This window comes from Bradyrhizobium sp. AUGA SZCCT0105 (assembly GCF_018129565.1).
In the GTDB taxonomy this organism is placed as follows: domain Bacteria; phylum Pseudomonadota; class Alphaproteobacteria; order Rhizobiales; family Xanthobacteraceae; genus Bradyrhizobium.
Genome location: NZ_JAFCMK010000001.1, coordinates 1,239,938 through 1,252,961, shown reverse-complemented (window position 1 = coordinate 1,252,961; position 13,024 = coordinate 1,239,938). Strand labels below are relative to the sequence as shown.

The 13,024-nt window shown below is 65.1% G+C and carries 10 protein-coding genes; 4 read left to right on the top strand and 6 right to left on the bottom strand.

Annotation, left to right across the window (positions count from 1 at the left end; translation table 11 throughout):
* Positions 1-14: 14 nt before the first annotated feature.
* Positions 15-1,835 (bottom strand): NAD(P)/FAD-dependent oxidoreductase, encoded by a 1,821-nt coding sequence (locus tag JQ573_RS05785; RefSeq protein ID WP_212311316.1) that lies wholly within the window; start codon positions 1,833-1,835, stop codon positions 15-17.
* A gap of 49 nt (positions 1,836-1,884) precedes the next feature.
* Entirely contained in the window at positions 1,885-3,129 is a 1,245-nt protein-coding gene (locus JQ573_RS05780) for an acyl-CoA dehydrogenase family protein (RefSeq protein ID WP_212311317.1), read from the bottom strand.
* Positions 3,130-3,232: 103 nt separating this feature from the next.
* Here JQ573_RS05780 and JQ573_RS05775 point away from each other — a divergent pair, with 103 nt between their 5' ends.
* Entirely contained in the window at positions 3,233-4,021 is a 789-nt protein-coding gene (locus tag JQ573_RS05775; protein WP_212311318.1) for an IclR family transcriptional regulator, read from the top strand.
* A gap of 96 nt (positions 4,022-4,117) precedes the next feature.
* On the top strand, positions 4,118-5,098 hold the full coding sequence (locus JQ573_RS05770; protein WP_212311319.1) for a tripartite tricarboxylate transporter substrate binding protein: 981 nt from the start codon (positions 4,118-4,120) through the stop codon (positions 5,096-5,098).
* A 27-nt stretch (positions 5,099-5,125) separates the two neighbouring features.
* On the opposite strand, the gene JQ573_RS05765 is transcribed toward JQ573_RS05770, so the two are convergent.
* The 4 genes from JQ573_RS05765 to JQ573_RS05750 form a co-directional block, all read right to left on the bottom strand.
* Complete coding sequence (locus JQ573_RS05765; RefSeq protein ID WP_212311320.1) at positions 5,126-6,289, bottom strand: GGDEF domain-containing protein; 1,164 nt, start codon at positions 6,287-6,289, stop codon at positions 5,126-5,128.
* Positions 6,290-6,409: 120 nt separating this feature from the next.
* Positions 6,410-7,513: an ABC transporter ATP-binding protein gene (locus JQ573_RS05760; RefSeq protein ID WP_212311321.1), complete on the bottom strand. Its 1,104-nt coding sequence runs from the start codon at positions 7,511-7,513 to the stop codon at positions 6,410-6,412.
* A gap of 15 nt (positions 7,514-7,528) precedes the next feature.
* Complete coding sequence (locus tag JQ573_RS05755) at positions 7,529-8,560, bottom strand: ABC transporter substrate-binding protein (RefSeq protein ID WP_249131228.1); 1,032 nt, start codon at positions 8,558-8,560, stop codon at positions 7,529-7,531.
* Positions 8,561-8,580: 20 nt separating this feature from the next.
* Complete coding sequence (locus tag JQ573_RS05750; protein ID WP_212311322.1) at positions 8,581-10,323, bottom strand: iron ABC transporter permease; 1,743 nt, start codon at positions 10,321-10,323, stop codon at positions 8,581-8,583.
* A gap of 679 nt (positions 10,324-11,002) precedes the next feature.
* On the opposite strand from JQ573_RS05750, the gene JQ573_RS05745 reads away from it, so the two are divergent.
* Both JQ573_RS05745 and JQ573_RS05740 read left to right on the top strand, forming a co-directional pair.
* Positions 11,003-12,412: an MFS transporter gene (locus tag JQ573_RS05745; RefSeq protein WP_212311323.1), complete on the top strand. Its 1,410-nt coding sequence runs from the start codon at positions 11,003-11,005 to the stop codon at positions 12,410-12,412.
* A gap of 154 nt (positions 12,413-12,566) precedes the next feature.
* On the top strand, positions 12,567-13,016 hold the full coding sequence (locus tag JQ573_RS05740) for a (2Fe-2S)-binding protein (protein WP_212311324.1): 450 nt from the start codon (positions 12,567-12,569) through the stop codon (positions 13,014-13,016).
* The last annotated feature ends 8 nt before the right edge of the window (positions 13,017-13,024 follow it).

Sequence of the window (13,024 nt, the reverse complement as noted above, 5' to 3'; positions counted from 1 at the left end):
CGATCGCGCATCCCTCAGCGGAATTGCACGCCTTCGAACTGGCCGCTGCGGCGCCAGCCGTCGATGTATTTGAAGTAGGCCAACGCGCCCGCCGGATAGCCGACATTGAGCTTGGCGGCAGGCCCGGGCTCGCGTCCCTCGTTGTTGTAATAGCCGGGCGTGCAGTCGGGCCCGCCGATCATTCGGCCGACCGCCGTCAGCAGCAGCTCGACCCAGCGATCCTCGGCTTCCTTGCTGACTTCGATTTCCTTGAAGCCATTGTCCTGCGCATGAGCGACCATCAGGGCGATGGTCCGCGCCGCTTCCGTCAGGTTGTGCGGCACGTTGGAAATGAGGTTGGCGCCCTGCGTCGGCTGCACGAAGAACACGTTGGGGAAGCCATGCACGTGAATGCCGTGCTTGGTGCGCATGCCCTTGGCCCAATGCTCCGACAGCTTGAGGCCGTCGCGGCCGGTCAGATCGAAGCCCGCGCGGCGTCGATATTCGGTCCCCACCTCGAAGCCCGACGCATAGATGATGCAGTCGAGCTTGTATTCCTTGCCCGCGACGACAATCCCATTCTCGGTAATCTCTTCGACACCCTTGCCGTCGGTATCCACCAGATGCGTGCCGGGCGTGTTGAAGGCCTGAAGATAGGCGTCGTGGAAGCATGGCCGCTTGCAGAGCTGGCCATACCAGGCCTTGAGGTTTCTGGCCGTCTCGGGGTCGCCGACGATGCTGTCGACCCGGTTGCGGATTTCCTCCATTTTTTCGAAGTCAGAATCCTCGAAAACCGCTCGCATGTTTTCCACAGTCCGCTGCTCGCGCGGCAGCAGCATCACCTTGGCGCGGATCCGCTTCGACAGGTCGGTCCAGCCGTCCTGCACCAGGTCTTCCTCAGCCGATCCGCCGGCCTGGTTGGCGGTGAAATTCTCCAGCCAGCGCTGTTGCCAGCCTGGGGTTGCGATATCGGCGAACCAGTCAGGATCGATCGGGCCATTGCCGCGCACGTCGACCGACGATGGCGTGCGCTGGAACACGTAGAGCTCCTTGCAGGCGCGCGCGAGGTACGGAATGCATTGCACCGAGGTTGCGCCGGTGCCGATGATGCCGACGCACTTGTCGGCAAGCTTGTCCATCAGCGCGCCCCGGGGATCGCCGCCGGTGTAGTCGTAATCCCAGCGGCTGGTGTGGAACGAGTGGCCCTTGAAGCGCTCGATGCCGGGAATGCCGGGCAGCTTCGGCACATGCAGCGGGCCGGTGCCGATACCGACATATTGCGCGGTGAAGGCGTCGCCCCTGGTGGTGCGGACGATCCAGCGCGATTGCGCCGCGTCCCAGTCGAGGCTCGTCACCTCGGTGTGAAACAATGCATTGTCGTAGAGATTGAACTGCCGGCCGATGCGCTGGCAATGCGCCAGGATTTCGGGCGCATGCGCGTATTTCTCCGACGGCATGTGGCCGGTCTCTTCGAGCAGCGGCATGTAGACCATCGACGCCGTGTCGCATTGCGCGCCGGGATACCGGTTCCAGTACCAAGTGCCGCCGAAATCGCCGCCCTTCTCGACAATGCGGACATCCTTGACCCCGGCCTCGGTCAGCCGTGATGCAGTGGCGAGCCCGGCAAAGCCACCGCCGATGAAGGCGAAGGTGACGTGATCGGTCTTCGGCGCGCGCTCCACCACCGGCGTGTAGGGATCCTCGAGATAATGCGCGAGCTGGCCCTTGATCTGGAGATACTGGTCATTGCCGTCGGGACGCAGCCGCTTGTTGCGCTCCTCCTGATATTTCAGGCGCAGCCGCTCCTTGTCGATCGCGGCTGGCTTTGCGTCTCGGGCTTGCTCGGTCATCGTCATCGGAAGGGCGCCTCGTTTCAAGATCATTCGGTGGACACTGTAGCGCCGCTCAGGCGGGATGGGCAGCAAGATAGGGCGAATTGGCGATCGACCATTCCGGCATCGGCTCCATCCGGAAGATCTGCCGCAAATGCACCTCGTCGGGCCCGTCGCCGATCCGGAGCAGGCGTCCCCACGCCAGCGCCTGATGGATCGGCGTATCGTCTGAGCCGCCCATCGCCCCGAACACCTGCATCGCGCGGTCGGCGATCTTTTGCAGCATCGCGGGCACCGCAACCTTGATCAGCGAGACGTCGCGCCAGGCGCCGTGATGGCCGGCCTGATCGAGCCGCCAGGCGCAGCGCCAGGCGAGCAGCCGCGCCTGCTCCAGCTCGACGCGGGCTTCAGCGATCCAGCGCTGGACGGTGTCGTACTGGATCACGGTACGCCCGAATGCACTGCGCTCCGCGGCACGCGCCATCATCAGCTCGATCAGCAGCTCGCAGAGCCCGATCGAGCGCATGCAATGGTGGATGCGCGCCGGGCCGAGCCGGATCTGCGCGACCTTGAAACCCTCGCCCTCGGCGCCGAGCAGATTTTCGACCGGCACGCGTACATTGTCGAACACCAGCTCGCCAATCGGCGCCGTATGATCTTCGCAACCCATCCAGCGCAGCCGCCGCACCAGCCGCACGCCGGGCGCATCCATCGGCACGATGATGCAAGAATGCCGGCTGGTGCGCTCGGCGCCGGCATCGGTCACGCCCATCACGATCAGGAAGCTGCAGCGCGGATGCGCAGCACCGGTGATGAACCATTTGCGGCCGTTGATGGTGTAGTGGTCGCCGTCGCGCACCATCCGCGTTGCGATGTTGGTGGCGTCGGATGAGGCGACATCGGGCTCGGTCATGCCGAAGGCGGAGCGCGTCTCGGCGCTGAGCAGCGGCGCCAGCCAACGCTTCTTCTGCGCCGGCGTCGCGCAGGCCTGCAACGCGATCATGTTCGGCACGTCGGGCGCCTGGCAGTTGAACACCTCCGGCGCCCAGAACAGCCGGCCCATGATCTCCGCCAGCGGCGCGTAGTCGAGATTGGAGAGGCGCGTGCCCGGTTCATCGTCCGCCAATTCGGGCAGACCGAGATTCCACAGGCCCGCCGCACGGGCCTGTTGCTGCAGCTCGGTCATGAACGGCGGCGTGTCGCTGTGCTCGCGGACATGGTCGAGCCAGGCGCGATGGCGCGGCAGCACCGCCTTCTCGAAGAAGGCCAACAGATCTTGCCGCCAGCGTTCCGACCGTTTGGACAGATCGAAATCCATGCCGCCTCCCGTCTTTTGGCCGGGAGATAAACCCATATCGAAACGATTTGCAAATTCATTTCGATATATTGACATCTCTATCTGCTTTGGACCATTATTTCGTATGACGGCATTGTCCTCTCTCGAATCCCAGGCGGATCCCTCCTTTGCGACCACCCTGGCGCACGGGCTCGATCTGCTGGCCGCCTTCCGCAACCACACCGGCCCGCTCTCGAATGCGGAGCTTGCCGAGCACACCGGCCTGTCGCGGCCGACCGTTTCGCGCCTGACCTACACGCTGGAGCAACTCGGCTATCTCAGGCGCGACGCCAAGGGCCGCTTCGTGCTCGGGCTCGGCGTACTTGCCGCCGCCTATCCGGTGCTGTCGTCGCTCAAGGTCCGCCAGCTCGCGCGTCCGCTGATGCGCGACTTCGCGGCCTATACCGGCGGCACGGTGTCGATCGCGATGCCGTTCGGGCTCGACTTCATCTATGTCGAAACGCTGCGCACGACGGACGCGGTGCCGCACGTGCCTGACGTCGGCTTTGTCTCCTCGCTGGCGCCGACTGCGGTCGGGCGCGCTTTGCTGTCGCTGTTCACGAAGGACGAACGCGACGCCTATGTCGCGCGCGTGAAGGCCGAGCGCCCAGAGGAGCTCGACTACGTCGAACGGCGCACGCTGCCGGACGTCGAGCTCTGCAACGAGCGCGGCTTCGCGGTCTCGCTCGGCGAATGGCGACGCGAGATCTTCGGCGTCGCCGCCCCGCTCTATCGCACGCCCGCCGGCGAGTGCCTGTCGGTCAATTGCGGCATCCCCTCGTTCCGCTTCAGCGCCGAGCAGATCGAGCGCGAATGCGGGCCGCGCATGCTCGGGCTCGCCCGCAGCATCCGCTCGCTGGTGGCCAACGACTAGGGCATGATCCGGAAAAGTGTGAAGCGGTTTTCCGAAGAGATCACGCATTAAAGGTACGCATCACGCAGACGATGCGGCAGATATGGGGAGGGGGATATGCGCGGCATCGCAACCGCCATTCGACTGCTCGCGACCATCGCATCCGGCCTGCTGGTTAGCGCCGGCGCCAACGCGCAGGACAATTATCCGAGCCGGCCGATCCACATCATCGTGCCCTACCCTGCCGGCGGCATCGTCGATATCGTCGCGCGCGCCGTGACCGAGCAGGTCGGCCGCGACTGGAAGCAGACCGTCGTGGTGGAGGCACGGCCCGGCGGCAACAGCAATATCGGCACATCAGCCGTCGCACGCAGCGAGCCGGATGGCTACACCTGGGTCGTCACCGGCCCCGCGCTGCTGGTCAACCCGGATCTCTACAAGGACGCCGGCTGGAACGCGGCAAGGGATTTCAGGTGCGTCGGCCTCGCGGTGTGGAATCAGAGCGTGGCGCTAGTGCACCCGTCGATGCCGGTGATGAGCATCGGTGAATTCGTCGAGCTGGCCCGCAAGCAGCCCGGAGAGTTCAATTTCGGCAATCCCGGCACGGGATCGTCGATCGACCTCAGTGCGCAAAAACTGTTTCAGGCCGCCGGCATCAAGCTTACCAATGTCGGCTACAAGGGCCAGCCGCAAGCGCTGATCGACCTGATGACCAACCTGATGCATTTCGAGATCGTCTCGCTCGAGCTCGCGCTGCCGCACATCAAGGCCGGCAGCGTCAAGCCGCTCGCGGTCTTCACCGACAAGCGCGTCCCCGACCTGCCCGACGTCCCGACCATCGCGGAAGCCGGCTTTGCCGAGGCCGCCTACGTTCCCTGGTACGGCATCTACGTGCCGGCCGCGACGCCGGCGCCGCTGCTTGCGAAGATCAACGCGGCGATCAACAAGGCGTTGCAGAATCCCGACGTGCAGCGCCAGCTGTCGCTCGCCAACATTCCGGGCAAGCCGATGTCGCTCGATGAGCTCGCCGCGCTGATGAAGGCCGATCAGCAGAAGCTGACGACCGTGATCAAGACCTCGGGAATGGCGCTGCAGTAGATTTTGGTTTGCATCATTCCAAGGACGTCAGGCGGCGCGCTGGCGGCTGCGATCGTCATCGACGCGTGCCGGCTCGGCCGCGAAGACGTAGCCGCCGCGACGCTCCTTCGCCCGATACAGCGCCGCGTCGGACCGGGACAGCAGCGCCTCAACCGTCCTGCCGTGGTCCGGCGACAGGGCAATGCCGATGCTGGCCCCGATGACGATCTCATGATCGCCTACCTGATAGGGCGCGCTGACCGTGTCGAAGATTCGCTGCGCCATGGCTTCGGCATCGCCGCGGGACTGCGGCGCGCCCTGCAGCAGAATGAATTCATCGCCGCCCATACGGACGACGAGATCGGATCGGCCGGCAAGCGACGACAACCTTGCCGCCACCTGCCGCAGCAGGGCATCGCCGACCGGATGGCCAAAGCGGTCATTGGCTGCTTTGAAATGATCGAGATCGATGGCGTGGACCGCGACCATCGCGCTGCCGCGTTGCGCGATGATCCCGGCGAGGTCGGTGGCAAGCACCGAGCGGTTGAGCAGGCCGGTCATGGGGTCCAGCCGCGCGAGCTGCTCGAACTTCCGCTTCAGCGACATCTGGTTCAGCGTGTTGTCGTAGGACAGACGAACCATCTCGACGCCCGCGACGATGAAGACCAGGAACATGACGCTGAGCGCGACATGCGGCACATCCGACCCCTTCATGAAGCTCGCGACGACCGCAGGTAGACCCACCGCCGCGAAATCCAGGATCGCCACCAACGGCCGCAACGACAGCCGCGCCACGATCCCGGCGCTGAAGCCAAAGGCAATGCCGACCGCCATGACCAGACAGATTGCGTCACCGACGAACAGGCTCCGGCCGGCAAACAACCCGATGATCAAGGCCGCGGCGACGCTGCCGACCGCGTAGCGCCATTCCCAGACCACGGCCTCAGCCCGGTCGCGCAGCGGCCTGCGGCGTGTTTCGGTCCGGAATGCGAGCACGCCGAGCAGCCGTACCACGGCGACGACGACGCCAGCGATGGTCAGCGCCGCGGAGAGGCGGTCCCCGGTCGCGCTGACCGAGATCGCGCCGACAATCGCCAGACAACCGCCTGCAATCAGGATCGGAACCGTGGTCCCATAGAGATTGCCGATAACCTCCAGATAGACAGCATCGGAGATCGATGCGGCGCCAGACCTGAATCTTCCGAACTGCATGGTCTCCCCCGATACGACCGGCAGCATATCGGATGGACGTAAAGGCACCGGGGTCCAGATCTCTAAAATTGAATCGATTGCGTCGCGTTCAGGAAATATTAACTGCGTCCCGCGGCGCCACTAATCATGCGACGCCGGCCCATTGTCACGGTAAGCCCACAGGCATTCGCGCGGCAGCGCGACCTGTGCCTCGACGCCGACCTGATGGCGCGCGGCGGTGCCGAGCTCGATCGCCTCCAGCCGTTTGCCGAACAGCTCGAGGCCGTAGGCGGTCTGCGTGCCCTGGTAGCGCCGGTCTAGCACCTTTGCCGCAAACGTGTTGGCGCCATCGGGCCGGCCGATCGCGATGTTCTCGGGCCGCAGCGCCACCCGCACCTTCTCGTCGGGAGCCAGCGTCTGGAACAGCGCGACCTCGCCTCGCCGGCCATCGCCGAAATCGACCACGCCATAGCCGCCGTTGCACGCGACCAGCGTGCCGGCGAGCTCGTTGGTCGCGCCGGTGAAATTGGCGACGAACAGATCGGCCGGACGATTGTAGATCACGTCGGGCGTGTCCATCTGCAACAGCTTGCCGTCGCGTATCACGCCGATCCGATCGCCGAGCACGACCGCCTCGGCCTGATCATGGGTGACATAGAGCGCGGTCATGCCGGTCTGCTTGAGGATGACGCGGAGGTCGTCGCGCAGCCGCAGGCGCAGTTTGGCATCGAGATTCGACAGCGGCTCGTCAAGCAGCAAGAGTTGCGGCCGGTACACCATGCTGCGTGCCAGCGCGACGCGCTGCATCTGGCCGCCTGAGAGCGCCACCACCGGCCGGTCGGCATAGTCGGACAGCCCGACCAGCGCCAGCGCGTCGTCGACCATGCGCGCGGCATCGGTGCGCCCGATCGTCCGGTGCTTCAGCGGATAGATCACATTCTGCCGCACCGTCATATGCGGCCACACCGCATACGATTGGAACACCATGCCGAGGTTGCGCAAGCGCGGCGGCACGAGAATGCCGCGCGCCGGTGACGACACCACCCGCCCGGAAATGCTGATCTCGCCATCGGTCGGATGCTCGAGCCCCGCGACGCAGCGCAGCGTCGTGGTCTTGCCGCAACCGGACGGCCCGAGCAGCACCACGATCTCGCCGGCCGGCACGCCAAAGCTGACGCCATCGATCGCCGGGCGGCCGATCGCAAACTGCTTCCTGAGATCGCTGACCTCGAGCGTTGCCGTCATCGCTGCACCATCAGCCTATTGCCGGTAACCGAACGTCTTGTCCCACTCCGCCACCCACGCCGCATGCAGCTTCACATACTCGTCGAACTTCGGGTACCAGAGCTTGACCACCTTGGGATCGAACCCCTCCGGAAAGGCCGGCGGCTCCTTCAAGGAGGTGAGATTGCCGAGCTCCTTGATCATGAAGGTCTGTCCTTCCTTCGACAGGCACCAGTTCAGGAACAGCTTTGCCGCATTGGGATGGGCGGCCGTCTTCGGGATGCCGCTTGCATAGGGATTGACCGGCGCACCCTCGGGCGGAAAGAATATCTCGATCGGCGCACCGTCCTTCTTCTTCTGGTAGATCACGTTGTAGAGCAGCGGCGCGATCGCGATCTCGCCGCGCACCAGCGCGTCGGCCGTCGGCGCCCCGGAGGGATAGAGCACGGGATGGGTCGCGGCCTGCCTGGCCCAGTAGTCATCGCCGAGCACCTGGCGTTCGAACATGATCCGGGTCCAGGTGGTGCCGCCGGACTGCGCGAACACCTGCCCGATCAGCTTGTCATATTGCGGCTTGGTCAGGTCCATCCACGATTTCGGCGGATCCTTCACCAGCTCGGTGTTGTAGCCGATCGACCAGGCGATGGTGGCGCGTGGCCACAGCTTCGGCGAGATCAGCGCGTCCTTGCTGTAATCGGCCGCGTTCGGCGGCGCATAGTCCTGGAACAGATCCTCCAGCGGCTGCATCAGCGCGCGATCGGAGTGGTCGACGACGTCGGCGATCAGTTTGCCGGCCGCGGCTTCGGTCTTCACACGGGTAATGAGCTGCCCGCCGGGCGCGCGCACCATCTCGACCGTGATCTCGGGAAAGCGTTTGTTGAACGCCTTGATCACCTGCTGCTCGATCTCGGCAAAATTCGCCGTGTAGAATACGAGCTTGCCTTCGGCCTTCGCGGCCGCGATCAATTCGGCCGAGCCGAACTCCTGCGACCGCGCGGCCGGCGCCAGCGTTGCGACGCTCGCCAAGGCCAGTGTCAAGGCCAGTGTGGTGAAGGTTCGTCTGTCCATCGCCAATCCTCCCCTTATTGTTATCCGGTCCGCGCCACGTTGCCCTGCGCCGCCCCACGCGACAGCCAGTTGGCGCCGCCGATCAGGACGCCGAGCAGCACGGTCTGCACCAGGCTGAAGGCCGCGGTCTTGCCGATGTTGCCGCCCTCGTAATAGTCGAGCAGCAACACCGACATCACCATGGTGTTGCTGGTGTAGAGGAACAACGACGAGCCGAGCTCGCGGATCGCCAGCACGAACAGCAGCGTCATCGACGCCAGCACGCCCGGCCGCGCCAGCGGCAGCACGATCGTCCTGATGGTGCCGAGCATGCCCCGGCCGCAGACCCAGGCGGCCTCCTCGAGCTCGCGATGGATCTGCAGGAACGAGGTCGACAGCGCCTTCACCGTATCGGGCATGAAGCGCGCGATGAAGGCGAGCGCGAGAATCCAGATCGTGCCGTAGAGCCCGCCGGGCACGCCGATCCAGGCCCAGAGATAGGCGACGCCGACCACGAGCCCGGGGATCGCGACCGGCAGCGTCGAGATCAGGTCGATGGCGCCGCGTCCGGCGGCGCGGGTGCGATGGATCGTGTAGCCGATCGCAAAGGCGAGCGCGCCGCCGACGACAGCGGTGATGACACCGACCTCGATCGCGTTGTAGATCGACTTCATCGTCAGCGGATTGTCGAAGATGCTCTCGAAATGCGTCAGCGAGTATTGCCGCATGTCGAACAGGCTCGCGGCGTCGCGGATGAACATGAACTTGCGGAAGGCGGCGACGATCAGCGCCAGCGACGGCAGCACCACGACGATGATGAGATAGACGACCCCGAGCGCGAAGGTGAGCCAGCGCCATGACCCGAGATCGAGGCTGCGCGGCCGGAACGCCTTGCCCGCAACGGTGGTGTAGCTGCGCCCGCTGAGCAATTTCTGCTGCAGATAGACCAGGAGCCCCGTCACCATCATCAGGATGATCGCAACCGCCGCTGCGGTGTTGTAGAGCGGCGGCGACCAGTTGGTGAGCTTGAAGATGTAGGTCGTGAGCACGCTCAGATTGGTCGGCGCGCCGAGCACGGCCGGGATGCCGTAGATGCCAAGCATCACGATGAACGACAGCAGCATGCCCGAGACGATCGCCGGCATGATCAGCGGAAACGTCACCGTGAACAGGGTGGCGAACGCGCTGGCACCGGAGATTTCCGCGGTCTCCTCCAGGCTCGGGTCCATGTTGCGCAGCGCCGACGATGTGAACATGTAGACATAGGGCGCGTAGTAGATGCCGAACACGAACACCAGGCCCCACATCGAATAGAGATCGATGCGCAGGTCGGATCCCATCCACTTGAACATCGTGTTGATCAGCCCGGTCTTCGGCGAGCCGAGGATGGCCCAGGCCACGCCGGCCACCAGCGGCGGCGCGAACAGCGGCAGGACGCTGGCCGCGGCGATGAAGCCCTTGAACGGCGTGTTGGTGCGAACCACGATCCAGGAGAAGAACAGCCCGATCGCAACCGCGATCACCGTGCCGCCGCCGCAGGCGATCAGCGTGTTGAGCAACGCCTCGCCGACATTCGGATTGGCGAGCACGGCGAGGAAATTCGCGATCGACAGATGGCTCAGGCTGAGACGGATGCCGTCGACCACCGGGTTGGTGTCGGTGAGCGCGCCGAGCAGCAGCATCAAGACGGGATAGATGACGAGGAAGCCGAGGATCGCCAGCAGCGCCGCGACCCAGAGGCCGGTGAATGCGCGGCGCCGGGTTCCCTCCCTGGCGCTTCGCATGGCTTCGCTGCGCCGGTCGGTCTGTCCGTGCAATGCGCGCGTCCCCTCTTGCGGCCCGATCTGACGTCGCGCCTGCTTGTATGCCAAGCGTAGTCGATCGCGACCGTGACGCAAGCTATCCGAAAGTCGCTCCGGCGCGCTAATGTGACACAGCGCGGGAGCACGAATTCGATTGATCGCGCTCACGCGCTGCAAACTGAGTGTCGTCCCTGCGAAAGCAGGGACCCATAACCACTGGGTTGCGTTGTGAGAGTGAGCTGCGGCCCCGGCGTCACGCGACAACCAGCATTGGGGGTGATGGGTCCTGGCTTTCGCCAGGACGACGATGAGGATGGTTCTCGCGCGATACGACGTACTTCATCTCGGTGTCATCGCCCGGCTCGACCGGGCGATCCAGTATTCCAGAGACGCCGGCGCTTGAATCGAGAAGCCGCGGCGTACTGGGATCGCCCGGTCGAGCCGGGCGATGACAGTTGAAGTGGAGACGCAGCTCCGCATTCTAGCGACATGGGTTGCCCGAGCTTTGCTCTTCGTTCCGCCCCTCACCCCGAGACCGCCCCCACGGCCGCAGCCGGCCTGCGCGTCCGGCAAGGCCGCTTCGCATATGCATCATGCAATGGCGCGGCTGGGGAATGGGATGCCGCCGTAGTACATGGCGGTCTCGGAGACATTTTCAGGCATGCTCGAGAAGACCCCGACCACCGCGGCAACGGCGCCGATCACCGATGGATTGCCGGATGGATTGCCTTGGGAACGGAGGCGCTGGGCAGTAGCCGCGATCTTCACCGCGCTGGCGATGGCCTCGCTCGATACCGCGATCGCCAACATCGCGCTACCCGCGATCGCCAGCGATCTGCATGTCAGCCCTGCGGAAGTGGTCTGGGTCGTCAACGTCTATCAGATCGCCCTGGTCGCCACGCTGCTGCCGCTCGGTGCGCTCGGCGAAATCGTCGGCCACCAGCGGATCTACATCGGCGGCCTCCTGCTGTTCACATTGGCGTCACTCGGCTGTGCGCTGGCGTGGTCGCTGCCGAGCCTCCTGGTCGCGCGCACCTTGCAGGGGCTCGGCGCCAGCGGCCTGATGAGCGTCAACACCGCGCTGGTCCGCTTCGTTTATCCGAGCCGGATGCTCGGCCGCGGCTTCGGTCACAATGCGCTCGTGGTCGCGAGCGCCATGTCGCTCGGGCCGACCATCGCCTCCGGCATCCTCGCGCTCGGACCGTGGCCCTGGCTGTTCGCCGTCAACATTCCCTTCGGCATCGTCGCGTTGCTGATCGGCATGAAGACGCTGCCGAAGACGCCGCGCGCCACCCACGCCTTCGACTTCGCCGGTGCGGCGCTGGCCTGCGCCTGCCTCGGGCTCTTCATCATCAGCATCGGCAGCGCCGCCCACAAGGCGGCGCCTGCGCTTGTCATCTCGGAGTTTGCCGGCGCCCTCCTGTTCGGCTGGATCCTGACCCGGCGGCATGCCGATCATCCGGCGCCGATGCTGCCGATCGACCTGTTCCGCCGTCCGATCTTCGCGCTGTCGGCCGCGACCGCCGTCTGCTCATTTGCTGTGCAGGGCCTCGCCTTCGTGTCGCTGCCGTTCTACTTCGAGGACATTCTGCACCGCTCGCAGGTCGAGACCGGCTTCTTCATGACGCCCTGGCCGCTGGTGGTCGCCTTCATGGCGCCGATCGGCGGCCGGTTGTCGGATCGCTATCCGGCCGGCATCCTCGGCGGCATCGGCATGCTGCTGCTGGGCGTTGGCATGGTGCTGCTCGCGACCCTGCCGACCGAGCCCGGCATCGCCAACATCGTCTGGCGCACCATGATCTGCGGCATCGGTTTCGGCTTCTTCCAGACCCCCAACATGAAGGCGATCATGTCGAGCGCGCCGTCGCATCGCAGCGGCAGCGCCAGCAGCATCGTTGCGACCGCGCGGTTGACCGGACAGACCGCCGGCGCTGCGCTGGCCGCGCTCTGCTTCGCACTCGCCGATCGCGAGGGCGCCACCGTCGCGCTGGCGCTGGGTGCCGGATTTGCCGCGCTCGGCAGCGTCATGAGCTTCCTGCGTTTGGCCGTCGCCTCACCGCAAAAGACATGACAGGCATGTTGCGCGCGCAGGGGCGCGACCATACACCGCGCCATCAACTTTCTTCCGCACTGCAAGCGCATTTTCTTGATTTGAACCGTTCCAGTTTCAAGGCCAACATCGCCCCGAAGTCCGATCGGAGGATCGGACCATTCAGGGGATCGCGATGGCAAACCTCAAAATCAACGGCAAGACGATCAATGTAGACGTCGAGGACGACACGCCACTTTTGTGGGCGATTCGCGAGAACGTCGGACTGACAGGGACCAAATACGGCTGCGGTATTGCACAGTGCGGCGCCTGCACCGTGCATGTCGACGGGGTCGCGATGCGCTCCTGCGGCGTGACGGTGAACGAAGTGGCCGGCAAGGACATCACCACCATCGAGGGGCTCGCGGCGGGCGGCGTGATGCACAAGGTGCAGCTCGCCTGGATCGCGAGCGACGTGCCGCAATGCGGCTATTGCCAGAGCGGCATGATCATGGCCGTCGCGGCGCTGTTGAAAGAGAATCCGAAGCCGACCGACGACGACATCAACGACGCCATCACCAATATCTGCCGCTGCGGCACCTTCCAGCAGGTGCGCGAGGCGATCCATGCTGCCGCGAACGCGTGAGGAGGCAG

Coding starts and splice junctions, on each gene's coding strand:
- JQ573_RS05785 (WP_212311316.1), bottom strand. CDS start 1,835: ATGACGATGACCGAGCAAGCCCGAGACGCAAAGCCAGCCGCGATCGAC.
- JQ573_RS05780 (WP_212311317.1), bottom strand. CDS start 3,129: ATGGATTTCGATCTGTCCAAACGGTCGGAACGCTGGCGGCAAGATCTG.
- JQ573_RS05775 (WP_212311318.1), top strand. CDS start 3,233: ATGACGGCATTGTCCTCTCTCGAATCCCAGGCGGATCCCTCCTTTGCG.
- JQ573_RS05770 (WP_212311319.1), top strand. CDS start 4,118: ATGCGCGGCATCGCAACCGCCATTCGACTGCTCGCGACCATCGCATCC.
- JQ573_RS05765 (WP_212311320.1), bottom strand. CDS start 6,289: ATGCAGTTCGGAAGATTCAGGTCTGGCGCCGCATCGATCTCCGATGCT.
- JQ573_RS05760 (WP_212311321.1), bottom strand. CDS start 7,513: ATGACGGCAACGCTCGAGGTCAGCGATCTCAGGAAGCAGTTTGCGATC.
- JQ573_RS05755 (WP_249131228.1), bottom strand. CDS start 8,560: ATGGACAGACGAACCTTCACCACACTGGCCTTGACACTGGCCTTGGCG.
- JQ573_RS05750 (WP_212311322.1), bottom strand. CDS start 10,323: ATGCGAAGCGCCAGGGAGGGAACCCGGCGCCGCGCATTCACCGGCCTC.
- JQ573_RS05745 (WP_212311323.1), top strand. CDS start 11,003: ATGCTCGAGAAGACCCCGACCACCGCGGCAACGGCGCCGATCACCGAT.
- JQ573_RS05740 (WP_212311324.1), top strand. CDS start 12,567: ATGGCAAACCTCAAAATCAACGGCAAGACGATCAATGTAGACGTCGAG.